This window comes from Natronosalvus caseinilyticus, assembly GCF_017357105.1.
GTDB lineage: Archaea > Halobacteriota > Halobacteria > Halobacteriales > Natrialbaceae > Natronosalvus > Natronosalvus caseinilyticus.
This window is the reverse complement of record NZ_CP071596.1, coordinates 195,178-216,839: the sequence shown is the minus strand read 5'-3', so window position 1 is coordinate 216,839 and position 21,662 is coordinate 195,178. Positions and strand designations below refer to the sequence as shown.

General features: G+C 59.7%; 18 protein-coding genes, 1 tRNA gene and 1 pseudogene. 11 read left to right on the top strand and 9 right to left on the bottom strand.

Features of this window, described 5'->3' with window-relative positions:
• Positions 1-137: 137 nt before the first annotated feature.
• Together J1N60_RS01070 and J1N60_RS01065 are read left to right on the top strand one after the other, a co-directional pair.
• A complete protein-coding gene (locus J1N60_RS01070; RefSeq protein ID WP_312909996.1) occupies positions 138-1,400 on the top strand; it encodes an MFS transporter in 1,263 nt (420 codons plus the stop codon).
• 145 nt (positions 1,401-1,545) lie between these two features.
• On the top strand, positions 1,546-3,036 hold the full coding sequence (locus tag J1N60_RS01065; protein ID WP_312909995.1) for a sulfatase family protein: 1,491 nt from the start codon (positions 1,546-1,548) through the stop codon (positions 3,034-3,036).
• A 52-nt stretch (positions 3,037-3,088) separates the two neighbouring features.
• On the opposite strand, the gene J1N60_RS01060 is transcribed toward J1N60_RS01065, so the two are convergent.
• From J1N60_RS01060 to J1N60_RS01035, 6 genes and pseudogenes are all read right to left on the bottom strand, one after another.
• Positions 3,089-3,679 carry a dolichol kinase gene (locus J1N60_RS01060; RefSeq protein ID WP_312912631.1) on the bottom strand — a complete coding sequence of 197 codons (591 nt, stop codon included), beginning with the start codon at positions 3,677-3,679 and terminating at the stop codon, positions 3,089-3,091.
• Between the two features lie 52 nt (positions 3,680-3,731).
• The gene (locus J1N60_RS01055) at positions 3,732-4,742 is read right to left on the bottom strand and encodes a DUF7972 family membrane protein (RefSeq protein WP_312909993.1); all 1,011 of its coding nucleotides are present in this window, start codon (positions 4,740-4,742) and stop codon (positions 3,732-3,734) included.
• Positions 4,735-4,941, bottom strand: a complete 207-nt coding sequence (sp36, locus tag J1N60_RS01050) for a Sp36 family protein (protein ID WP_312909991.1) — start codon at positions 4,939-4,941, stop codon at positions 4,735-4,737. The genes J1N60_RS01055 and sp36 overlap by 8 nt, the downstream gene beginning before the upstream one ends.
• Before the next feature lie 113 nt (positions 4,942-5,054).
• Complete coding sequence (locus J1N60_RS01045; RefSeq protein ID WP_312909989.1) at positions 5,055-5,624, bottom strand: GNAT family N-acetyltransferase; 570 nt, start codon at positions 5,622-5,624, stop codon at positions 5,055-5,057.
• A gap of 202 nt (positions 5,625-5,826) precedes the next feature.
• Positions 5,827-7,577, bottom strand: a pseudogene (glyS, locus tag J1N60_RS01040) (glycine--tRNA ligase).
• 161 nt (positions 7,578-7,738) lie between these two features.
• The gene (locus tag J1N60_RS01035; protein ID WP_312909988.1) at positions 7,739-8,590 is read right to left on the bottom strand and encodes a CBS domain-containing protein; all 852 of its coding nucleotides are present in this window, start codon (positions 8,588-8,590) and stop codon (positions 7,739-7,741) included.
• Positions 8,591-8,717: 127 nt separating this feature from the next.
• On the opposite strand from J1N60_RS01035, the gene J1N60_RS01030 reads away from it, so the two are divergent.
• Positions 8,718-8,885 carry a DUF7556 family protein gene (locus tag J1N60_RS01030; RefSeq protein ID WP_312909986.1) on the top strand — a complete coding sequence of 56 codons (168 nt, stop codon included), beginning with the start codon at positions 8,718-8,720 and terminating at the stop codon, positions 8,883-8,885.
• A 57-nt stretch (positions 8,886-8,942) separates the two neighbouring features.
• Here the strand turns inward: J1N60_RS01030 and J1N60_RS01025 are convergent, their stop codons facing one another.
• Positions 8,943-9,638, bottom strand: a complete 696-nt coding sequence (locus J1N60_RS01025) for an enoyl-CoA hydratase/isomerase family protein (protein WP_312909984.1) — start codon at positions 9,636-9,638, stop codon at positions 8,943-8,945.
• A 60-nt stretch (positions 9,639-9,698) separates the two neighbouring features.
• On the opposite strand from J1N60_RS01025, the gene J1N60_RS01020 reads away from it, so the two are divergent.
• The 4 genes from J1N60_RS01020 to J1N60_RS01005 all read left to right on the top strand — a co-directional run bounded on the left by J1N60_RS01020 (position 9,699) and on the right by J1N60_RS01005 (position 13,681).
• On the top strand, positions 9,699-10,646 hold the full coding sequence (locus tag J1N60_RS01020) for a DUF7114 family protein (protein WP_312909982.1): 948 nt from the start codon (positions 9,699-9,701) through the stop codon (positions 10,644-10,646).
• A gap of 90 nt (positions 10,647-10,736) precedes the next feature.
• Positions 10,737-10,808: transfer RNA gene (locus J1N60_RS01015), tRNA-Thr, on the top strand.
• A 154-nt stretch (positions 10,809-10,962) separates the two neighbouring features.
• Positions 10,963-12,162, top strand: coding sequence for a tyrosine-type recombinase/integrase (locus tag J1N60_RS01010; protein ID WP_312909980.1), 1,200 nt, complete (start codon positions 10,963-10,965; stop codon positions 12,160-12,162).
• Positions 12,163-12,463: 301 nt separating this feature from the next.
• On the top strand, positions 12,464-13,681 hold the full coding sequence (locus tag J1N60_RS01005) for a hypothetical protein (protein ID WP_312909978.1): 1,218 nt from the start codon (positions 12,464-12,466) through the stop codon (positions 13,679-13,681).
• Between the two features lie 6 nt (positions 13,682-13,687).
• Here J1N60_RS01005 and J1N60_RS01000 read toward each other — a convergent pair whose 3' ends face one another.
• Positions 13,688-14,164 (bottom strand): hypothetical protein, encoded by a 477-nt coding sequence (locus J1N60_RS01000; protein ID WP_312909976.1) that lies wholly within the window; start codon positions 14,162-14,164, stop codon positions 13,688-13,690.
• A 283-nt stretch (positions 14,165-14,447) separates the two neighbouring features.
• Here J1N60_RS01000 and J1N60_RS00995 point away from each other — a divergent pair, with 283 nt between their 5' ends.
• Complete coding sequence (locus J1N60_RS00995) at positions 14,448-14,702, top strand: hypothetical protein (RefSeq protein WP_312909974.1); 255 nt, start codon at positions 14,448-14,450, stop codon at positions 14,700-14,702.
• On the opposite strand, the gene J1N60_RS00990 is transcribed toward J1N60_RS00995, so the two are convergent.
• Positions 14,699-15,673 carry a hypothetical protein gene (locus tag J1N60_RS00990; protein ID WP_312909972.1) on the bottom strand — a complete coding sequence of 325 codons (975 nt, stop codon included), beginning with the start codon at positions 15,671-15,673 and terminating at the stop codon, positions 14,699-14,701. The genes J1N60_RS00995 and J1N60_RS00990 overlap by 4 nt on opposite strands.
• A 616-nt stretch (positions 15,674-16,289) precedes the next feature.
• On the opposite strand from J1N60_RS00990, the gene J1N60_RS00985 reads away from it, so the two are divergent.
• From J1N60_RS00985 to J1N60_RS00975, 3 genes are all read left to right on the top strand, one after another.
• A complete protein-coding gene (locus J1N60_RS00985; RefSeq protein WP_312909970.1) occupies positions 16,290-17,669 on the top strand; it encodes a hypothetical protein in 1,380 nt (459 codons plus the stop codon).
• Positions 17,670-18,406: 737 nt separating this feature from the next.
• Positions 18,407-18,904: a hypothetical protein gene (locus tag J1N60_RS00980; protein WP_312909968.1), complete on the top strand. Its 498-nt coding sequence runs from the start codon at positions 18,407-18,409 to the stop codon at positions 18,902-18,904.
• A gap of 346 nt (positions 18,905-19,250) precedes the next feature.
• Positions 19,251-21,155: a LexA family transcriptional regulator gene (locus J1N60_RS00975; protein ID WP_312909966.1), complete on the top strand. Its 1,905-nt coding sequence runs from the start codon at positions 19,251-19,253 to the stop codon at positions 21,153-21,155.
• The last annotated feature ends 507 nt before the right edge of the window (positions 21,156-21,662 follow it).

Here is a 21,662-nt window from a genome sequence, read left to right as displayed (position 1 = left end):
GTTCCTGTCACCGTGACGGCCGACGAGTGCTCGCTGCCGGCCGAACTCGCGGCCGTTGTCGGCTGGACGGCTGCTGGCGGACGAATCTGCTGCCGGAACCGATGCGTACTCGTGGCTGGCCCGTCGAGGGTCGGAAAATGGCTCGAGTCGGGGAGGCACTGTCGCGATCCTCGCTGGCGGGGCTCGCCCGCTACGACGCGCTCGTCCTGACCGCCCTGATCTGGTTTCTCGCGAAGTTCCTCCGGTACGCCTTCCCGCCGTTGTTCGACGCCTTCCAGGCGAACTACGGGGTCTCGAACGCCGTCCTCGGTACCGCGTTCACCGGCTTTATGCTCGTCTACGCCGCCATGCAATTCCCTTCGGGCGTGCTCGCCGACCGAATCGGCGCCGTGACGGTGATCGTCGGCGGCGTCGTCCTCGCTTCCGCCGGGGCGCTCGTCCTGGTCGTCGACTCCCCCTTCGTCGTGCTCGTGGGCGCGATGCTCGTCATGGGGGCCGGCACCGGCGCGCACAAAACCGTCGCCGTCCGCCTGCTGTCGCGAACCTACCCGGAGCGGACGGGTCGCGCGCTGGGGTTTCTCGACACGCTCGGCACCTACGCGGGCGTCGTTGCCCCGACCGCGGTCGTCCTCGTCGCAGGATTGTCCCTCGCGATCCCCGGCTGGCGACTCCTCTTTCTCGTCGCCGGCGCGATCGGACTCGTCCTGGGGGCGCTCTTTCTCGTTCGGGTGCCCAAACGGTTGCCGGGGGCTGCTCGAGGCGTCGACTCGAGTACCGTCGATTCTCGAACGGACGCTTCGAGTTCACCGTCTGACCCCGGTCTCCGCCGATACGCGAGCCTGTTTCGCGATCGTCGGTTCGCCGCGTTCGTCCTCGCGACGATCTGCTTCTCGTTCACCTACAACGGCCTGGTCGCGTTCGCGCCGCTGTACCTGACGACCGAGGCCGGCCTCGAGTCGGCCACGGCGAACCTCCTCTACGGCGCCCTGTTCGCCGTCAGCATCGTTCAGCTCGCGAGTGGTGAACTCAGCGACCGGGTTGGTACGCTGCCGGTGATCGTCGCCGCGCTGGCGCTGGCCACGGCTGCCACGGTCGCGTTCGTGGCGCTCACGGGAACCGGATCCGCGCTCGCGCTGGGCGTTGCACTGGTGGGAATCGGCCTGGGGTCTCACGGCTTCCGGCCCGTCCGCGGAGCCTACCTCGTGCAGACGATTCCCGACTCGATCGCTGGAGGTAGTCTCGGCGTCGTCAGGACCATGCTGATGGGCGCGGGTGCGGTCGCGCCCGCCGTCGTCGGCGTCCTCTCGGAAACCGCTGGCTTTCGGCCGGCGTTCTGGCTCCTCGCAGGGACCGTCGCCGTCGCGACGCTCATCTGCGCTGGGTTGCTCGTGACCGAGTGACCGGACGACCGACTGGCGACGGGTGACGAGTCTCGAGTGCTCGAGGAACGGAGTGACCGAACGACGGGCAGCAAGAGGCGAGTGCTCGAGCGATCGAGTGAAACGACCACCCAGGCTTTTCCCTCCACTCGATGTACCGAACCCGATGACCGACTCGCCGCCGACCCCGAACGTCCTGTTCGTCCTCACCGACCAGGAACGGTACGACTGCACGGCCCCCGACGGCCCGCCGGTCGAGACGCCGACGTTCGACCGCCTCTCGAGCCAGGGCGTCCGGTTCTCCCACGCCGCGACGCCGATCAGCATCTGCACGAGCGCTCGCTCGTCCCTGCTGACGGGGCTGTTTCCCCACGCCCACGGCATGCTCAACAACAGTCACGAGGCGGACGCGATCCAGGCAAATCTCCCGCCCGAGTTGCCGACCTTCTCGGAACTGCTCGCCGAGAACGGCTACGACCTGACCTACACCGGCAAGTGGCACGTCGGCCGCGACCAGACGCCCGAGGACTTCGGCTTCGAATACCTCGGCGGCAGCGACGTCCATCACGACGACATCGACGAGGCGTTCGAAGCGTACCGCGAGCGCCGCGGCACCCCTCTCGAGGAGACCGAACTCGAGGACGAAATCTACACTCACGACGATCCGGACGACGGGACGCTCGTCGCGGCGAAGGCGCCGATCGACGTCGAGGACACGCGAGCGTACTTCCTCGCCGAGCGGACAATCGAGGCGCTCGAGGCACACACAAACTGTCGAGAGCGTGCGGCGGATGACGGATCCGGGACGCCCGACGACGCCGACTCGACTCCCTTCTTCCACCGCGCCGATTTCTACGGCCCCCACCACCCCTACGTCGTCCCCGAACCCTACGCCTCGATGTACGATCCCGAGGACCTCGAGCCCTGGGACACCTACGCCGAGACCTACGCGGGCAAACCGGCGGCTCACGAGCAGTTCCTGCACTACCGGGGCGTCGAGGACTTCAACTGGGACACCTGGGCCGAAGCCGTCGCGAAGTACTTCGGCTTCGTGACGCTCATCGACCACCAGGCGGGACGGATCCTCGAGGCGCTCGAGGAACTCGACCTCGCCGAGGAGACGGTCGTCGTCCACGCCTCCGACCACGGCGACTTCACGGGATCACACCGCCAGTTCAACAAGGGGCCGCTGATGTACGACGAGACCTACCACATTCCGCTGCAAGTTCGCTGGCCGGGCGTCACGGACCCCGGGACGACCCGCGACGAGCCGGTTCACCTCCACGACCTGGCGGCGACGTTCCTCGAGATTGGCGGCCTCGAGGTGCCTGAATCGTTCCACGCCCGGAGTCTCGTCCCGTTGCTCGCGGGCGAGAACCCGGTGTGGCCCGACTCGACGTTCTCCCAGTATCACGGCGAGGAGTTCGGCCTCTACACCCAGCGGATGGTTCGGACGCGCGAGCACAAGTTCGTCTACAACGGCCCCGACCGGAACGAACTGTACGACCTCGAGGCCGACCCGGCCGAACTGCAGAACCTCGTGGACCACCCTGCCTACGCCGACGTCCGGGACGCGATGGCCGGTCGACTCGAGGAGTGGATGGAGCGCACCGAGGATCCGAACCGCGGGTGGGTGCCGGATACGTTCCGACGGTGACGACGCTCGCGACTGGTAGCAGTCGGCACAACTGTCGGCGATATCCGCCGTCTCAAGCTGGCACAATCGCGAGCGCTACGGAGCCGAGGACGGCCGCGTACAGCGGAATCGTCAGGTTGTCGTCAACGACGAACTCGCGGACGCGAATGGTGATCCCGTCGGCGATCGTAGCGCCGAGTGCCGCGGCGACGGCGACCAGCGGCGTCTCGAGGAAGAACGGCAGTGCCAGCAGGGTGCTGACGACGAACATCGTGACGAGCGTCTTGCGGTCCTTGAATCGCGTGAGGGTGTCCGCGGAGACGTAGCCCGCGATGGGGTCGCCGATGGCGAGCATCAACATCGCCGGCAGGGCGATGTCCTCGGGAAAGAGGAGGACAACGATCGTCATGCTCACCATGTAGTAGCCGTAGCCCGCGAACTGGTCCTGCTCGTACTCGCGGGTGAGTTTGTCGTAGAGCCACCACTCGAGGCCCGCGTACAGGCGAAGAACCTCGAGAACGACGGCACCGAGTGCGAGAACCACCATCAGGGCCTGAAACCGGGTCCAGGTCAGCCCCAGCTCGAGCGCGTCCGCGAGAAGATAGAGCGCGACGAGTCCCGACCCGCTGGCGTGGACGAGCCGTCGCTTGAGTTCATCGGCCATCCCGTGGGTGCTCACCGGCCGGCGTATTTAGTTCGTCGGTTACGACACGTTCTCAGCGCTGGGAGTCACGAAGGATCAGCGGCCCGATGGCGAGCGTCCGCTTGGCCACCGTCGTGATGCGAAGGATGTACGCCAGCAGGAGGAAGAACGGGACGAGCGTGAGCGTGAACGCGGCGGCGACGAGCCAGAGCAGGTTCTGCACGCCCAGGGTCGTTCCGACGACCGTCGTCGCGTCGACGTATGTCACCATCATGCCGCTGACGAGCAACGCCGGCACGCTCGCGTAGAGAATCAGCCGCGAGAGGTTGATCAGGTCCCACTGGAAGTACAGCGTCTTGACGTGCTCGCGAGCGGGGCCGAACATCGCGAGCGACTGACGAAGGTCCTGGAGGGCGGCTCGCTGGTCCTCGTCGAGCACGTCGGCGTACTCGTCTTCGAGGCGCTCGGTCTGGAAGACCTTCCAGCCGTAGTTGAAGTCGAGGGCGGCGTGGACGACGTCGAACGTGCCGAAACGAGCACCATCGAGCTTGTCGATGACGGTGTCTGCGTTGCCGAGAATGCTGTCGACGAACTCCTCGAGTTCGCCTCTGGCCGTCTCGTTCGACAGATCCGCGGTGGCCTCCTCGAGTGCGGTCGCCCGGTCGCGCGTCGCGACGACGAGCGCCCGAAGGAACGCCGAGGGGTCGGCGGGCGCGGGACTACCGGTCAGTTCGGCGACGTAGCCACGGACGTCCATCGTCGCGCTCATGCGCCGTCGCTGCTCGCCGAGCGGCCCGTTCTCCTGAGAGACGATCAGCTGGCCGATGGTCACGACCAGGGTGGCGGTGGTGATGACCGCCGTAAGCATCGAGGTGAACAGCCCCTCGATGACGGCCCGGTCTTGCATGATCGTGGAGAGTCCCGGCTCGAGTAGTGCGCCGAGCGAGAACAGGACGAAGAACGTGGCCGTCAGGACCGCGGTGACGACGAGTCGGTTGGCGCCGACGAGCAGCCAGAGTTTGAGCCGGCTCTCGTCGGCGCGTTCACGCATCGTGTCGGCGGTGCTGACCTGGTCGTCAGTCATCGTCGTCACCGGAGCCTCGTCGCTTGAAGACGAGGTACTTCGTGCCGCCCTCGGCGTAATCGATCGTGTCGACGAACTCCCACCCCTCGCTACCGAACTCGTTGAGCAAATCTTTCGGATCGGCGGCTTCGCGCATGGTGACCTCTCGAGGCGGCCTGACCGTCTCGTACTCCCACGTCGCGTCCGAATCCGTCGCCATGCGTGGAATATCGATAAATTCAGACAAAACGGTTGGCCTTGCGCCCGGTCTCTTCCGGCTTTCGCTGATTGCTGTGAGCCGGATTTCGACGTTTGCCGCGGGTTCCGTTCGCCTCAATCGGCCTCCAGCACGGCGTCCGGTCCGTTCCACTCCCGCTTGAGCAGGCCGTAACGCTCGACGTCGACGTAGTTGCCGTCGGCGAACTGCGCCTCGCGGGCGGCCCCTTCGTGGACGAATCCGAGGCGCTCACACAGACGCCGAGAGGCGTCGTTCGGCGCCATCGGCGTCGCCGATACGCGGTGCAGACGGAGTTCCCGGAAGCCGTACTCGATGAGGTGGGCGCTGGCCTCGAGGGCGTAGCCGTTCCCCCACGCCTTCGGGTGGAACCAGACGCCGAGGTTGGCGTAGCCGTCGCGCTCGATCAACGGCGAGAGCGAGACGGAGCCGACGGGATCGCCCGCGAACTCGCCCGCTTTCGGGACGACGAGCAGCGTCGGATCGGCGTCGACGTCGCGGTCCCACAGCTCGTTTCGGTAGCGCTCCTCGCTGTAGGGCGTCCTGAAGACGCTGATGTACCGGCGTACCTTCGGGTGATTCACTCCCTCCTGGAGGAAGGGAACGTCCGATTCTTCGGGCGGTCGTAACTCGAGTCGGTCGGTGCTGATGAACGTCGATGGTGACATCTGTGTAGATTGCTGGGTGGCGATTGGCTCACGAGACGAGGTCACTGGTGCTCGCGTCGGTACAGGACGGGCGTCGAGCGGGTCGAAAACGGCCTCAACGGTCCACGGGGAAAACGGTCATCGGTCAGCTCTACCGTTGGACTCGAGGGATCGCGAGTTAAGTCCTGTGGTGAACGGAGGGGGAGCGCTAGCCCTGTCGAGCCTACGCCAGGTCCGCGAACTCGAGGTCGCCGGCCCGTAGCGCCGCCAGCATCTCCGGGAGGTCGTCGATGGCCAGTCGCGTCTGGGTCGTCGAATCGCGTTCGCGAACCGTGACCGTGTCGTCCTCCAGGCTCTCGTAGTCCACCGTGACGCAGAACGGGGTGCCGACCTCGTCCTGGCGGCGGTAGCGCCGACCGATGTTGCCGGAGTCGTCGTAGGTGACCGAGAGACCCTCGGCTCGAAGGGCGGCGGCGATCTCGTCGGCTGTCGTCTCGAGGTCGTCGTCGCTCTGCAGCGGGAAGACGCCGACGAAGGTCGGGGCGACTTCGGGCTCGAGGGCGAGGTAGGTCCGGTCCTCGCCGTCGACCTCGTCCTCGGCGTAGGCGTGGTGGAGCACGGTGTAGAGCAACCGATCGACGCCGAAGGAGGGTTCGATGACGTGGGGGGTGACGTGCTCTCCCGCGATGGTCTCGTCCTCGACGGCGAAGCCCGTCTTCTCGACGGGAATCTCGTGGCTCTCGCCCTCGAGGTCGATTTCGACGACGTCGCCGGAGAACGCCTCGCGGTCGCGTTCGGCCAGAGACTCCAGGGTGTCCACGACGGCGCCGGCGTCGCCGCCGAACTCCGGACCCAGGTAGCTCATGTCGGGGTCGACGCTCGCGCGCTCGACGGTCTGGGGTTCGTCGTACTGGCGGAAGACGGTGAAGCGCTCACCCGACCCATCGGCGTGTTTCGAGAGGTCGTAGTCGCCCCGGTCGGAGAAGCCGGCGAGTTCGATCCAGTTGCCGTCGATCAGGCCCTCGGCGTCCCAGCAGTCGCTCGCGTAGTGCGAGCGCTCGCCGGCGAGGTGCTGGCGGAACCGGAAGCGATCCATGTCGACGCCGACGGCGGCGTACCACTCGCGGGCGACGCCCAGGTAGTACGCGATCCACGGGCTAGCGATGGTGCCGCTTTTTCGGCGGCCTCGCCGATGGTCGTCTCGAGGATCTCGCCGTCCTCGTTTTGTTGTTCGGTCGCCGGGTAGAGCCGAACGGGTACGTCCTCGACCGCCGAGAGGTTCGGGTCGTCGCCCTCGGGATCGACGAATAACTCGAGTTCGGCCTGAGTGAACTCGCGGGTGCGGATGATCGAGCGTCGAGGACTGATCTCGTTGCGGTAGGCGCGACCGATCTGGGTGACGCCGAATGGAAGCGTGTTGCGCGCGTACTCCTTGAGTCGCGGGAACTCGACGAAGATGCCCTGGGCGGTCTCGGGGCGGAGGTAGCCCGGCTGGGAGTCGCCTGGGCCGATGTTCGTCGCGAACATGAGGTTGAAGTCGTCGATGGCCTGGCCGGCCAGGCCGGCGCCACAGGACGGACAGACGAGTTCGTACTCGGCGACGATCTCCTCGACTTCCGGGATCGGGAGGCTCTCGGCGTCCTCGTACTCGGTGTTGTCCTCGACGACGTGGTCGGCGCGGTGGCTCTCGCCGCACTCGGGGCACTCGACCAGCATGTCGTCGAAGGTGTCGAGGTGACCCGAGGACTCGAAGACGGGTTCGGGCATGATCGTCGGCGCGTCGATCTCCATGTTGCCCTCCTCGACGGCGAATCGATCCCGCCAGGCGTCCTCGAGGTTACCCTTCAGCGCGGCGCCCTGCGGACCGAACGTGTAGAATCCGCCGACGCCGCCGTAGACGTCTGACGACTGGAAGAAATAGCCGCGGCGCTTGGCGAGTTCGGTCAGTTTCTGGCTCGTAGCCTCGTCGCTCATACTCGTCTCGAGCCCCGCCGGACAAAAGTCACTTTCGAGGCTGCGTGACGGGGTCACAGGGTCGAGTCGGCGGAACGACCCGAGCAACTCGCGCAACTCGAGGAACGATTGTGGGGGTTGGTCGCCTGTAACTCGTTGAACCGGGGGCTGTCGACGGGGACTCAGTCGTACAGCGACTGCACGAGGTCGATGTCACGGACGATCCCGACCAGGTCGTCGCCGGTGACCATCGGAATCTGCTCGATGTCGTTGCTAATCATCAACTGGGCGGCCCCCTCGACGGACTTCGACCGCGAGACGGTCACGACGTCCTCGGTCATGAACTCGCTGACCGGACTGGTCGGCAACTCGATGTCGCGGGTGGGAAGCGACCGACTGCCGACGCCCTTGACTCCTTCCCAGGAGTAGTCGGCGTCCTGATCCGGGAAGTTGTTGCCAGTCTCCTCCTCGCCTTCGACGATCCGGGCGACGTCGATGACGTCGACCTCGGTAATGACGCCGCTCATCCGCCCGTCGTCGTCGAGGACGACCGCGTACGGAGCGTTCGCGTAGTGGAGTTCGCGCTCCGCGACGGGGAGCGGAACGCCCTCGTAGGTCGTGTTCACGCTTCGAGTGGCGTAGTCGCCGACGTCGGCGTCGGTATCCGCCTCGCCCGTCGCGATCGCGTGGACGACGTCGGTGACCGTGACGATCCCCTCGAACTCGCCGTCCACGACGGGGACGCGCCGCGCACCTTCCTCGACCATCACCCTCGCGACCTCCTCGAGGCTCGTCTCCGCCGTCGTCGTCGGCACGTCCTCCATCAGCATGACCAGCTGATCCTCGTCGGGCTGTTCGATCAGCGTCTCTCGAGAGACGAGTCCGCGGTACTCGGCCGTCCCGTCAGTCGACTGAATGACCGGCACGGAGGAAAACGCCCGCTCCTGAAAGTACTCGAGCACGTCGGTTCGGGTTCCCGGTAGCGAGACGGACACCACGTCGTCGCGGACCGTCATCGCGTCGGCTACGTTCATACCACCTGGGTACGGTCAAAATCGGTATAAAGGCAGTGCTTCTGTGGTTGCTCGCCGCGAGGCTCGGCCTCGAGCCTCGTGAACTACATCCGACGAGTTTATATTCGTGTGCGAGTGAACTACTCGCATGGTGGCGAATAACATCTCTGGTGCAGCCGTGTCGGACGACACGGTTCTCGGTTCGATCGACTCCGACGGACGCCGCGACGAGTACGTCATCGCGGACATCTCCGTCGACGATGCGTGGCTCTCGATGCGAGCGGACGACGCGCCGACGCTTACGACCTGGCGGTAACTTCACCGTCTGCGTTCTCCACGATTCGACCGTTCGACCCTTCGCCAGCGTATCTAGCTATCGTCGCGCGGCGATGTCGTTCGCGTGCGCCTCGAGCAACCGCCCGAACGCCGTCGCCTCGCGTGCCTCCTGCGTATCTCGGCTGGCGTCGTCGCGCAGGCGTTCTTTGAGCACCTGGAGGGTATCGGCCGGGTGCATCGCGACTGCCGCCGCGACGGCCCGCGGATCGGATTCGATTCGCGACAGCAGTCCCATCCGCAGGGCCTCCTCGGCCTCGAGTACCCGCCCCGTACACGCGACGTCGAGAGCGTTCCCCTCGCCGACGATCCGCGGCAGACGAACCGTCCCGCCCCAGGCGCCAAACAGGCCGAACGTAACACCCGGCTCGCCGAGCGTCGCTGACGGCGTTCCCACGCGGATATCGCAGGCCAGGGCCAGCTCGAGCCCGCCACCTCTGGCTGGCCCGTCGATCCCGGCGACGGTGATGGCGTCCGCGGTCTCGAGCGCTCGTGCAACCCGCTGGCCCAACCGGGCGAACGCCTCGGCCCCCTCGCGGTCCAGGTCGGCGACGGTGTCCAGGTCGGCGCCGGCACAGAAGGCCGGCCCGGCTCCCTCGAGGTAGATCACTGGTTCCTGGGCGGCGCGGGCGGCCTCCTCGAGCGCCTCGAGGCCGTCGACCGTGAGCGCGTTTCGCGCGGCCGGCCGATTCAATCGAATCGTTCGAACCGATCCGTCCGATCGACTGTCGATCATGCCACTCGTCGGTGGCACCTTTCCAAAGGTCTTTGCCTGCTCCGCCGTAACCATCCGATGATGGATCGGGCCGATACCTGCCGAGGAGCCGCTCGCGACGCGCTCGCGGACGTCGAACCGGCAGCGCTGCACGACTTTCTCACCGACACCCTCGAGACGGCCTCGATGACGCCTGGCGTGTTGACGCTCGCGTCCGCGTCCGTCCTCGAGCGCCCGAAGCCGCGACCGGCGGGTGACCAGGACTCGAGCGGTGGGAAGCACGAGCGAAGCGACGACGTCAACGAGGCGAACGGCGAAACCGCGAGCAGGGAGGGCCCAGGAGCACCCGAGACCGAGGACCGATCGGCCGCCGAATCGGTATACGGCCAATCCGGCGACTCCCTCGAGGGAATCGCCCACCACGCTGCCGGCGTCCAGCTCATCTACGAGGGCCTGCGGCTGACCCGGGCGCTCGCCCACGACGAACCCTGGGCCGAAACCACGGGCGACAGCCCCGCTGACCTCGAGATTCTCGCTGCCGATATCCTCGTCGCCCGCGGCTTCTACCTCCTCGCTCGCACCGACGCCGCCGACACCGCCGTCCGGACCGTTCGCCGCTTCGGCCGCAACCAGACCACCCGCACGGACGCCGACGAGACGGACGCCGCCGCTCTCGACGCCAACCTCGAGCAAGACGTCCTCGAACTCGCGGTCCGAACGGGTGCGACGGCTGCCGACGCCGACCCGACGCCCGAATTGCTCGCGGTCGCCACCAACGTGGCCGACGTCACCGCTACCACCGACACCGGGGTTGCGTTCCCGCCGGCTGCAGAGTGCCTCTCGGACCTCGAGGCGCTCGAGGTCGGTTTCGATGGCGAGCACGATCGTGAAGGGGAAGGAGAAGGTGCAAGCGAGGATACGGATGAAGACGCAAGCGAAGACAACCGCGAACGCGAACGCGACCTCGAGCGACCACCGGTCGAAACGGAAATCCCGACCGACCGCGTGACGTCCACTGGAGACCACTGAGCGGTTCATTCGAGGTCTCTGTCAGCCCGACACACACTCAGGGGGGAATCGAAACCCATAAAGACGACTCCGGTCAACCAACGCATGCCTGCCTGGGTAGCTTAGCGGTAAAGCGCGTCCTTGGTAAGGACGAGAGCCCGGGTTCAAATCCCGGCCTAGGCTTCAGCGGCCTTAGCGTCTCTCTGACCTGATTTCGCCCTTCTCAGGAGAGACGAACTATGTCCAAGAACGTCCGAAAAAACTACAACCCGACAGCCGCGCAGTCTTGCGATTCGAGAAAGTGTCATGGCACACAAACAAAACGGGGTGTGCGCCGATGACCAACCAGCCCGATCCACTCGACAACCTCCCCGCCGGGGATGGCACTCCGCGGGATGGTCTACCCCCAGCTCCAGAACAAGTAGAGTTCGACTTTCCCCTTGCCAGTGAACGCACACGCGAGGATCTCGAAAACTACGGGCTCAATATGGTCGACGACTACCGCGACTTCAAGAAAGATCTTCTCTCGTGGCTCGCCACATACGGCAAGCACCCAGAGAAAGGTCAGGGCCTCGCAGAGAGCACCCTTCAGTCGACACACTACAAGCTTGAAATCGTCTTCCGATGGCTCTGGGAGGACGAAGACGCCTACACGACAGACTTCACACCGAACCACGCTGACCGCTTCATCCGTCTCCTCAATCGCTCAGACGGTATGGCTGATTCCAGTGTGCTTCACTACGGGAAGACTGTTCAGCGACTGTTCAAGTACCACAACCATATCCACGGAACCGACTACGACTGGGAGCCAAAACCCGAGCTGAGTCAGGCGACCGGTGATGAACGGGATTATCTCCGCAGAACCGCGTTCAAGCCGCTCTATCAGGCGGCGTTGGAATACAACTCGGTCAAAAGCTATCATAGCAACATGTCCGTTGAGGAGCGTGATCAGTTGAAGACACACGTCTCACAGCGCCTCGGCGTACCCAAGTCGGAGGTCGGTCCCGAACACTTCGAACAGGCGAACTCGTGGAAGGAGCCATCGATAATCGCTGTGACGCTGGATACTGGACTCCGACCCATCGAAGTGGGGCGAGCCACCACGGACTGGGTCAACCTTGAGAACAACGAACTCAACATACCAAAGGACGAGTCCACGAAGAACGAGGCGCACTGGAACTGTTCAATCAAGAAGCGCACGTCAAGAGTCCTCAAACGATGGTTAGAGGAGCGAGCAACCTACGACAAGTACAACGGTCGGGACGAACTGTGGCTCACAAAGCAGGGAAGCTCATACAGTTCGAAATCGTGTAACTACCTATTGAGCCGCCTCGTTGAGCAGGGCGACCTTCCTATCCCAGACCACAAGGAGATTACCTGGTACTCAATCCGTCACGGGGTTGCGACCTACTGGGCGAACCACATCGGCCCACACCACGCGAAAGAACAGCTCCGTCACAAGAGCGTCACGACGACGATGAAATATCTTCACTCCGACGCTGAAACCCGTAACGACGCCGCCGAACAGATCTGGTAACCATTCACCTCGAAACGGTGAGTAACGGGCGATCACCGCCCGTCCAGAACTCATCACTCTCGGTACATGATTGACGTATCACCGAAGCTCGTACCTGTGTGGCTGTTGGCATTGTCGCGATGGGATAGCTCACACCGGTTCTCATACGCGTATTGTCGTGAGGACAGAGCGAAGATCCAGTAGAATACCCCTTTGTTTCGGCACCTAATCATACCGCCGTCCTGCGGTATCGACCAGTTCATTTTACTTTCACCTCGGTAAACCAACGCTTAAGTGTTGCGAAACCGTCAACCAGGGTATAATGACGGATCTGAAAATCACCACCGTCAATGACTTCGACCAGAACGGCATCTTCCCGCTACGAAACGTTCGAGTAGGGGGCAAGAAGGTGCAGACCCCTACCGCAGCTACGATCCCCGGCAAACTCCGTGAACACGAGGAGTTCCACCCTGACAGTGATGGCGTGAGTGAGCTGTATCGAACCGTGGGAGGCGACGATCTCGACGAAGCGATGCGCGACCCGGATGGAAGCCAGATCAACTCCGACCTCGAAAGCCAGTTTTCGAGTGCTCCAGACGACTCGTTGAAGATCACCTTCACGAAATACACCGAAACGAGCACCCTTGCCGTAGCTCATGCGCGGTATCTGGCGGACATCCACGCCGCCTACTCGGACATAATCACCGTCCCGCTGATGCCGAAGCTGGTGAGAAACGTTGAAGACGATCTCACCGACCCGTCCTATCGCTCGTTCAAAAAGAGCGTGGTCGCCTTCCTAAACCAGGTCGAAGAGCGCCATCCCGAGGTACCCGTTATGGGCCTTATTCCACGATTGGGGTGGGAGTTCATCGACGACCTGTTGGGTGTCTACGAAGCCCACGACGTGACGACCTACGCCTTCGATTTCGACCGGTGTAAGGTAACGACGGGAACCCAGTTGGCAATGGTCGAGCCGTTGATGCAGAGTATAGCTAACCGAGGTATCGAAGAACACGCCCTGTTCTATGCCATCAACCCCTCACCGGGAACGAGACAGCAGGCACTCGGTGTACGACCCGCTTCCGACATCTCTTCCCTGGGTCTTGGTTTCGACATCATCGGGGGATGCCATGTGTCGCCCCGGATGCCTGAAGAGGCATTCGAAAAGATGGAAGCAGAACAAGGAGAGGACGGCGAACCCGAGTTCCGCTTGTTCGACAGGACAGACTGGGTCTACCGTGACATCCCAGTGAGTGACCTCTCGGACGTATTCCCCGACAAGACCGCCTTTGACGCAGAAGGTGTAGCCACTCGCGTTCGCCGCTCGCCTACAAACGCCAAATACCGCTTACAGAAGCTGGTCAACGGCGAGCAGAAGGCGTTAGCGGCCAAAGACCTTCGAGACGCACTGGCATCCGACCAGGCGTATCCACAAGTTATTGAGAAACTCGGTGTGACTGATCAGACGCAGTCGGCATACGAACAAGCGCGAGACGGCTTCGACGAAGAACGGTTTCAATCGGGCGTCGGCGACTTCTAAGATTCACTAAAGTTCTGGACCTGGACACCGCCCGACAGCCGCTTTACGTTCGTGTTCTATCGTTTGCATCGGCTGACCACATTCTGGACAGAGATCGTACTGTGGTTGATCCTCAGCGAACTGTGCGGTAACCTCAGCGAGTTTGTCCCACCCGTACCGTTCGCCGTCATCCAAATAGTTGCCAACCCATAGTAGAAGCTGTGTATCCGGTCCTGGTGCCGTCAGTAGATAGCTCTCTTCGTCAGCGGCCAGTACGAGCTTAGGTCCAAAATACGGGGTCGTCCGCTTGATAACCGTTGTCTCTGACGGGATGTCGGCGTTCTGGGAGAGACGCGTAACTACATCGACAATCTGTATATTGTCACCGCGTTCGGCTCGGAGCATCACCATTTTTGATTCATACTCCGTTGCTGGCGGGCCTGGCTCGGATTCACGTTCAACTATTCTCGGTGTTGTTATTTTGTCTGTAGATGTCCCCGGCATAGATCACCCTAAACAGGAATAGAGGTTAAAATAGATGGCCCCGACAAATCTCTATGACTAACTATAAGCGGCACTGTGCTACTGGCTTCGATCCCTCTTGACTCTACACACCCAACTCTTCGCGCACAGCAGCTGTATGGACGCCACTTTCTGCGAAGAGAGGTGATATCTGTGGCGGACTTCTCTCTCATTCGATTCTATTTCATCTCATAGCTATTTGTTAAGTGGGATATGTAAGAGAGATTCAACAGAGCTTATGAGTCCATAGGGTAAACACACGGGTATGAATACTCACATCCGTCGCCAGTTCTCCGTATCGGATGTTGCTGATGATCATGTGTGGCTCAAGCTCTTAGAAGGCGAAAAGAAGGGGCTTGAGTTTGCTGCGTACGCTGACGCAGAAACACTGAATGACCTCAACGAAGGGGAGACAGTAACAGTTACTATGAAAAGCCGAAATCCACGAGATACCGAATGGGAGGTTGCAGACGTAGAAAACTCGAATCAGTCTGGACGTCTTGCGCAGTCCCCAGCTTAGTTGTCTTCAACTATTCTGATTTGTTGCACTTGGTTGTTTTGAGCTATTAGAACGACGTAGTCGGTTATGAGAAATCTAACAAATAGTTTTTCGTACTGAATAGTTAGCCACCAAAATATGAGTACAGTAATACCGCCCAGAACAAGGACTAACCATAATGGAAAATGTGTTAGGAGGTAAGATTGAGCGAGTAAATGTTCCTCCGCGCTACCACAGACTGCACGAATACCCCAGGGTAGACTTGTTGCGAACAGAGTTGCGAACAGAATCCACGCTGTCACCCACATCCCTCGTTGGAAGTTTCGAATAGCTTGAAACCTATATGAGCGAGTAGGGGATCCTGGGTCATCAATACGGCTAGAGATAATTTGCAGCATTTCCTCGTATCGGGTACTACCGAGGCCAAAATCATAGTTTTTATACAGGTTCCTCCATACTCTATTTGGATTCCGAAGATCTTTGATCTCCCCGCCGTTCGGAGACGAAACAGATTCGATGAAGGATGAAATAGGTTCGATAGAGGCCGAGATAGGCTTAATGAAGGATGAAATAGGGCCGATGAAAGGGCCTGTAAAAGCATGCAAGAGATATAGCCAGAATTGATTGCTTTGTTCACTTCCCTCCTCCTCAAAAGTATCTGTGGTGGTTTCTGTTTCATCGGTTTCCTCCTCGGCGTCATCATCGTCCGTCTCGGCGTCATCAGACGTATCAAGTGAGTCTATTGGTGATTGAACATTCCGTATCGTCTCATCGAATATTTTCAGATTGCCAACACTCAGCGAGGCATATGATTGGAGAATATGTCCTAAAGAAAATGCAACGACTATGAATGCGAGGTATGAAATAACCGAATCTAGCGAGGGGAGTCCGGGGACGATTACAAATAATCCAACAAGAAGTGCAGTGCCTGGGAAAAAGACTCCAAGAACATCATATAGGTTGAATACTCGGGGCGTCCTCGCACTGACCATTACCATCTATTTCCTGTAGCATAAACTAATTCTTTCCTATATTGATCGTTTTATACCCGTCTGTCGAATATCATCTGTTATCCCAGATGATTAAACAAAGTCGTATTTGAATACGCCACAAACGCTGCTGATGGTACTCGTGGATTTTCATTCAAAATAATATCGGCTCTATACCTAACTCTTCATGAACATCAGAAGCTGGCAAGACACCGCCCTCGATAAAGAAATACTGTACACCCAGGGCGCCAAGATTTTCTGGGCCGATCTCAAAGCTGGGATCGCGAAGCCGGTTTTCAAATAAGATCAATAGTATCTTGACTTCAATCAGTTCAACAGCAGAGGGGCATACTCTTCGGAACAGTATCTCTGGAGCGTCTTTAGCGCCTCAACGATCTCCGACCCGCTTGTTATGGGAATATAGACGAGTCCAAGCGTTTGCGGGCTCACTATCCTTGAACATCTCCTGGAATTTCGCATCTGTGTGGCTGTTGGTATTGTCACGACGACCCCCACCCATACCCCACTCCCCGTATTGTAGCACCAGGTAGCTCCGAAATAGTCAAACAATAGATGTATTTACAATTGTCTAACACAAATACTCATATGGGTACTACCTATGGGAAACAAAGATGACGAGCGACAACAAAGGCTCGACGGCTCTCCGATTGATGACGGAGATGAAGCAGACGAAGAGCTGAACGACATCGGTGAGGCGTACAGGTGGCATCAAACAAAGGGTGGCTACAACCGTCACATCTTGTCGAGCCTGATGCAAAAATCAGTCCGACGAAATCAGCCCGAAATCTCCGAGTGGGTTGCCTATGAGATGTGCCGATCAGGCTACTCAGACAACGTCTGGAAGCGACTCAACCTCTACATACTGGAGGATCTCGCTGCTGGCGTCAAGGAGGCAACGGAGATTCGAGCTCTCGAACGAATAGCTGATCGATCTGACGATCGAGACGTAATCCTTTCTGCGATGAGGGCCGCCAGAATCGCTACTGAGGCCCGACCATCGCGAGAGGCCACCTACCTCAACGATGGCTTCGACAAGGGCTGCAAGGACCGTGTACGCGCCCAGCAGGATGATGAACACGAGACACTGTACGACCTCCCGGTCGACCCTGGTACCCTAACTGACGAGGGTGAGTTAGGACCACCACTTGAAGAGACGGTTACGGACAAACAGCTCACCTTCGGCGACGGGGTACGAGAAGACGATTCCGACGACGAGGTGCCGACCAACGATTTCGGCGAATCGCTCCGTGCCGATGAGACATATCACGGGTTCCATCAACGGTTAGTGCGCGATCGACTTCGAGATGCGGTCTCCGGTAACGACGACGAGGTCGCGGCGTTCTGTAGCTGGGAACTTGCCCGTTCGGGATACGGGGAGGAGTTTTGGTCCGACCTCGCCGACCTCGCCATCGAGCACGCATCTGCGTCGGCGATTACCGTGGTTGAGACGTACAAACGGATGGCCCGAGAGCGGTACGAAGACCTCTCCTGCTGGGAATCAAAACTCGCAGCTATCTACGCTACGCTGAGTGTCGTCAGGTCTGAAAGCCCCGCAGCCATGGATCGAATGGGTGAATTTGACCAGATCGCCAGTGAGCGAGCTGAGGCGATGATAAACGGAGAGAAGCCGGACGTAACCTTCCCCGCAGAGCCAGACGAACTCGCGATCGGTGAGAAGTACGATGTCGTCGTCGACAAACATTGCTACGCTGGCAAAGGTGCCGGACGCGGATGGGACCATTTCAAGGTTCATGGCGGTCGTGTCGCGGAGCCAGGGGAGCCTCCACTCGCGATGAAGTGGCGGCGGATCTCGATGGAGTACGATCATCCACGGTTCGACTACCGGGTGCCCGAGGTCGCGTTCACTGAAGCAGAGATTGAGCACTCGCTGAAGCCGGTCGATCCCGAGGACGCGTGGGACGAGCCGGCGGACCTCCGCAATATGACCTTGAACGACATCGGGGGTGCGGAGAAGTAGCCCCCATCGTTTTCGTCCCCTAAACCCGTCGAAACTGGATGTTAGCTCGCTCTCAGGCCCCTTCTCACTGAGGCTCGTTGATCACCTAAGCTGGTGACCCCCACCTCGTGTATTTCACCCACCCCTCCCCGTCGATTGTCTGAGCGTTCTACCCCTAGGTCGAAATTCCCAGTCGGTCAGTGTTTTCCAGCTGGTGGTGTCCGAGTAGTTCGTACCGCCGAGGCTGTTGGCAGTGCGCTCTCTCTCGTCAATCTGATCCCGAAATGTTGATTCTATGTGACTGGTTATTGATACCACCACTCAACTGCCATCTGCTGTTTTGGTCCCTTCAAGGAGGACAGAAATCCTGAGTTTCGTGTTTCGAAATAGCACCGTTCAACAGGAAAACTGGTATATATCCCCCGGGGTGTAGATACATCTGAAAATTGGTACAATGGCCCGAGACCGAACCAGTATTAAGCTGGAAAAAAGTGTGAGGGATCGACTGAGAGCCCAAAAGTCAGGCGGCGAAACTTATAGCCAACTACTCGACAAGATGATCGACCAATATGACCCAGAGGTGGCTACACAGTAGTACTGTAAGGTCAACGGCCGAGACTTGTAGGAGGGAATCGGCCGCTGAATTCTAACTTGAGGCCCGCAACTCCGGATGGAAGCCTCGCAAGGTGTCCTACGCATCCTCGGGGCTTGTATCTTATGAGGGGTGGTGGGCCTATCCAACGTAAAATAGTAAATATATGACAAGAACATACGAGTCACCAACTGAAGCCGAAAACGGAACTACCGAAGAGAGCCAAATGTACAACCCCGACGCAATCGTATTCGGGTACGCAGAAAAGTACTGCCAGACACTCAATACCCAAGATCAAAATAAAATAAAAAATAGCCGTCAACTGCTGTTCTACCAACTAACCGTATATGAGCAGGCACTCGACGGTGAAGGGGAGCCACAAGATTCGTGGACACCCCTTCAACTGACAATCCGCTACGCATCAAAATACGCGAAAAGCTACCTCGAACAGACTGACATTTCCGAATTAGAAGCAATAACCGCGATTCAGCAGGACATGACTGAAGAAGGGAGAAGACTCCCTTATGGTGTCGCTGAGTGGATCGTCCACTACGCCACGTACAAGAAGACCGAAAGTCTCAGAGAGGGTCTCTTCGATTCATATGTCGAAGCGTCCGAGGAACGAATCGTACTCGATCTCGATTTCGTCGATCTGAGTGAGTAGAAATGGAGATCGACGAAGTAGCGAAGATGATCAAGGTAAAGGATCCAGCAGTCGTGCTCAAATACGACGAGTTGGACGAGCGGATTGACTGGGCCAATACGTGTTCGCCCTCTTGGAGAGCGAGATCGTCCGCGAGCTGTCGCCTAGCCTATGCAATGACGAGGATCCCCGTCGAGTGGGAGGGCCACATTCAGAATCGCCCCAACGAACGGATGAAGTACGAATGCAATCTCAGGGAGTTTGGACAGCGATAATGTCGATGGCGATAGGCCCGTTACCGAGCGGTCAACGTTGGATCACAACCGAACAGCTGCAAGATCGGTTAACTCGGACGATCCACGAGCAGATGAGTGAGAAGAACAACGTCATCATTCCTTCCCCAACGTCGAGTGGGAAGTCGCACAACGGGGCCACTACCCGGTGGCGGACAACTGAGGCGGCTGGTGATAGTCCAGTCATCCACCTTCACTGGCGAAAGGACTCTCGCAATAAAGCGTGTGAGAAGAGTGAGGAACACAACGTCGAATACCGAGAACTACTCGGGCGCAAAGAGGCGTGCACTACGTGCGCCGGGGAGCACAACGACGTTATAAAGACGCCTACAGGGGAGCCAGCTAGTGACTGGCTCGACAAGCAGGTGGGCAAGCGAGAGAACACGCTCAGCAACGCCCACAACTACCTCGCCAACTACAACGGCGGGGAGCTTCCGTGCTCCCCGTGTCCTTCGATCAATCAGTGGAAAGGCGTTCCGTACGACGAAGACGGAAACATCACTACGGACGTGATCCACGCAACCCACAACTTCTCTTATGTGCCGGGACTGGTGAACGGGGCGAATATCTTCTTTGACGAACAGCCCGATTTCAAGCGGTCGATCGGGGATCGGGACGCTGACAACATGACACGTTCGCGGTTCCAGGACATCATCACCGCCTGGTTGAAGAAGATCGAGTCACCGGTCACGTCCTGGGAGATGTTCGTATCGTTGGCCACAGATGGATTCGACGAGCTCGAACACGTGCTCAAGAACCCACCGTCGGTAGACGTGGACTGGTTCATTGAAGGAGAAAATGCCCACGCTCTGGCCCCTGCACTCTCTGAGGCCGCGTACTACGCATATGACTGTGAAAAAAACCGCACCGAACGTCGTGTGGGATGGGCAACCAACGACATCACTAGGTTCGACACCAGCAAACACAACGATCCGCGATACAGCAGAACTAGGATCACACTGATTGTCGACGACGATAACCGGCCTGTGGCGTATTGGAACGTCCCCGAACTCGGGAACGCTCGGAGTATCATCTGTCTCGACGCCTGGCCATCTATTCACGAGTGGAAGATGAACATCGGTGACGGGATCTCCGTGGAGCGGATAGTGACTGACGAAGAGTTCCGACAGTGGCGCAAGTTCGAGCGTGGTCTCGAAGTGGTCCAGATCGGCCACGGTACCCGCCCCGCGTCCACCGACTTCGCCGTCGATGAGTACACCGACCCCAAACGCCAGCAAACCGTTGTCGAGTCGCTCCACAACAAATATGGGTCAGCTTTCCGGTCGGCTATCTATCCACGAGCGATGGATGATCAGTTTTCCGAGTTTCTCCCAGAGGGCTTTGAGACCATATTATACGGTCGGGAAAAAAGTAACAACGCGTTCAGTGACGAATCTATTGGTCTGGTTACCAATAGTATCGATCCCGGTGACGACTACGTTCTCGACCTGCTCGCCGCCAGAGGATTCGATGCTGAACCGGAAACGTGGGACTGTATCGACTGCCCGGGGGAGGAGTGCCCAATCTGCGGGGGTGAGCCGAACCGCAAGCCCGGCCGCAACTTCGTCGGCCCTGATGCCGACAAGGCCAAAGACATCCTTGACGGCGTTCGGAAGAACACGACCGCCCAGGCGATCGGCCGGTGGGCGCGGAAGAGTGACTCGCCGAGAGCGTTGGTCTTCGTCAGGACATCGGCCGCCCCAGACTTGATGGTCGACACCACGATTGAACCGGCTTGGAAGTTCACCGAGAAACAGAAGGCGGTCGTCGACTTCCTAAAGATCAACCAGGATGGCACCGTGAAGGAGGTCGCCGACGCCGCCGATGTCTCAAAAGACACTGCACGGCGGACGATGAACCGACTGGAAGACCATGGCGTCATGATGTCCGGTCCGGACCCGACCGATCCGAACCGGATTCGCTACGTGTTGATCGGCACCATACCTGAATACGGTATCCTAGACTTGAACCGGCTTTAGTCACTTTCACTTAAACAAAGTGCCCAAAATCGGTCACAGTCTTGCGGTTTTCCTCGCCGCACCGACTCAGATCACCTAATACATTACTTGTTATGGAATCTGCGACGATTCTATTAGTTAAACTCCGTGCAGTCTGGCGGTTTTGGAAGACTCATTAATATGGGGTCGGGTATTCGGCCTGTGTGAGCACGTTGGTAAGACACTGTGTCCGGATCTGTCCTGACAATGCCAACAGTAACGTTTTGAGGGCCTTCGGAGCCTGTTCACCGTTAGTTTCTGCTGGAAAAGATATGACTATTACTCTACCAAACAAATTACTATATAAGGAAACCTACACGAGGAGCCACGGCTCTGGACACACGGTACCGGAATAAAGCCCGGTGATGACGCACCGGACTCGGTAGGCTTCCTGATGGAGGCAAGAAGCCAATGTCAGATAGCTACAGCTACGGCAAAAGAGCATCGGCACAACAACACCCAGATGCGGAGCGAGTCGGCTCACATCTG

Excerpts from the sequence above, each read along its gene's own strand:
- J1N60_RS01030 (WP_312909986.1), top strand. The coding sequence starts at position 8,718 with ATGGTGGCGAATAACATCTCTGGTGCAGCCGTGTCGGACGACACGGTT.
- J1N60_RS00985 (WP_312909970.1), top strand. The coding sequence starts at position 16,290 with ATGGGAAACAAAGATGACGAGCGACAACAAAGGCTCGACGGCTCTCCG.
- J1N60_RS01000 (WP_312909976.1), bottom strand. The coding sequence starts at position 14,164 with ATGCCGGGGACATCTACAGACAAAATAACAACACCGAGAATAGTTGAA.
- J1N60_RS00980 (WP_312909968.1), top strand. The coding sequence starts at position 18,407 with ATGACAAGAACATACGAGTCACCAACTGAAGCCGAAAACGGAACTACC.
- J1N60_RS01025 (WP_312909984.1), bottom strand. The coding sequence starts at position 9,638 with ATGATCGACAGTCGATCGGACGGATCGGTTCGAACGATTCGATTGAAT.
- J1N60_RS01020 (WP_312909982.1), top strand. The coding sequence starts at position 9,699 with ATGGATCGGGCCGATACCTGCCGAGGAGCCGCTCGCGACGCGCTCGCG.
- J1N60_RS01060 (WP_312912631.1), bottom strand. The coding sequence starts at position 3,679 with ATGGCCGATGAACTCAAGCGACGGCTCGTCCACGCCAGCGGGTCGGGA.
- J1N60_RS01045 (WP_312909989.1), bottom strand. The coding sequence starts at position 5,624 with ATGTCACCATCGACGTTCATCAGCACCGACCGACTCGAGTTACGACCG.
- J1N60_RS01065 (WP_312909995.1), top strand. The coding sequence starts at position 1,546 with ATGACCGACTCGCCGCCGACCCCGAACGTCCTGTTCGTCCTCACCGAC.
- J1N60_RS01055 (WP_312909993.1), bottom strand. The coding sequence starts at position 4,742 with ATGACTGACGACCAGGTCAGCACCGCCGACACGATGCGTGAACGCGCC.
- sp36 (WP_312909991.1), bottom strand. The coding sequence starts at position 4,941 with ATGGCGACGGATTCGGACGCGACGTGGGAGTACGAGACGGTCAGGCCG.
- J1N60_RS01005 (WP_312909978.1), top strand. The coding sequence starts at position 12,464 with ATGACGGATCTGAAAATCACCACCGTCAATGACTTCGACCAGAACGGC.
- J1N60_RS00975 (WP_312909966.1), top strand. The coding sequence starts at position 19,251 with ATGAGTGAGAAGAACAACGTCATCATTCCTTCCCCAACGTCGAGTGGG.
- J1N60_RS01010 (WP_312909980.1), top strand. The coding sequence starts at position 10,963 with ATGACCAACCAGCCCGATCCACTCGACAACCTCCCCGCCGGGGATGGC.
- J1N60_RS00995 (WP_312909974.1), top strand. The coding sequence starts at position 14,448 with ATGAATACTCACATCCGTCGCCAGTTCTCCGTATCGGATGTTGCTGAT.
- J1N60_RS00990 (WP_312909972.1), bottom strand. The coding sequence starts at position 15,673 with ATGGTCAGTGCGAGGACGCCCCGAGTATTCAACCTATATGATGTTCTT.
- J1N60_RS01035 (WP_312909988.1), bottom strand. The coding sequence starts at position 8,590 with ATGAACGTAGCCGACGCGATGACGGTCCGCGACGACGTGGTGTCCGTC.
- J1N60_RS01070 (WP_312909996.1), top strand. The coding sequence starts at position 138 with ATGGCTCGAGTCGGGGAGGCACTGTCGCGATCCTCGCTGGCGGGGCTC.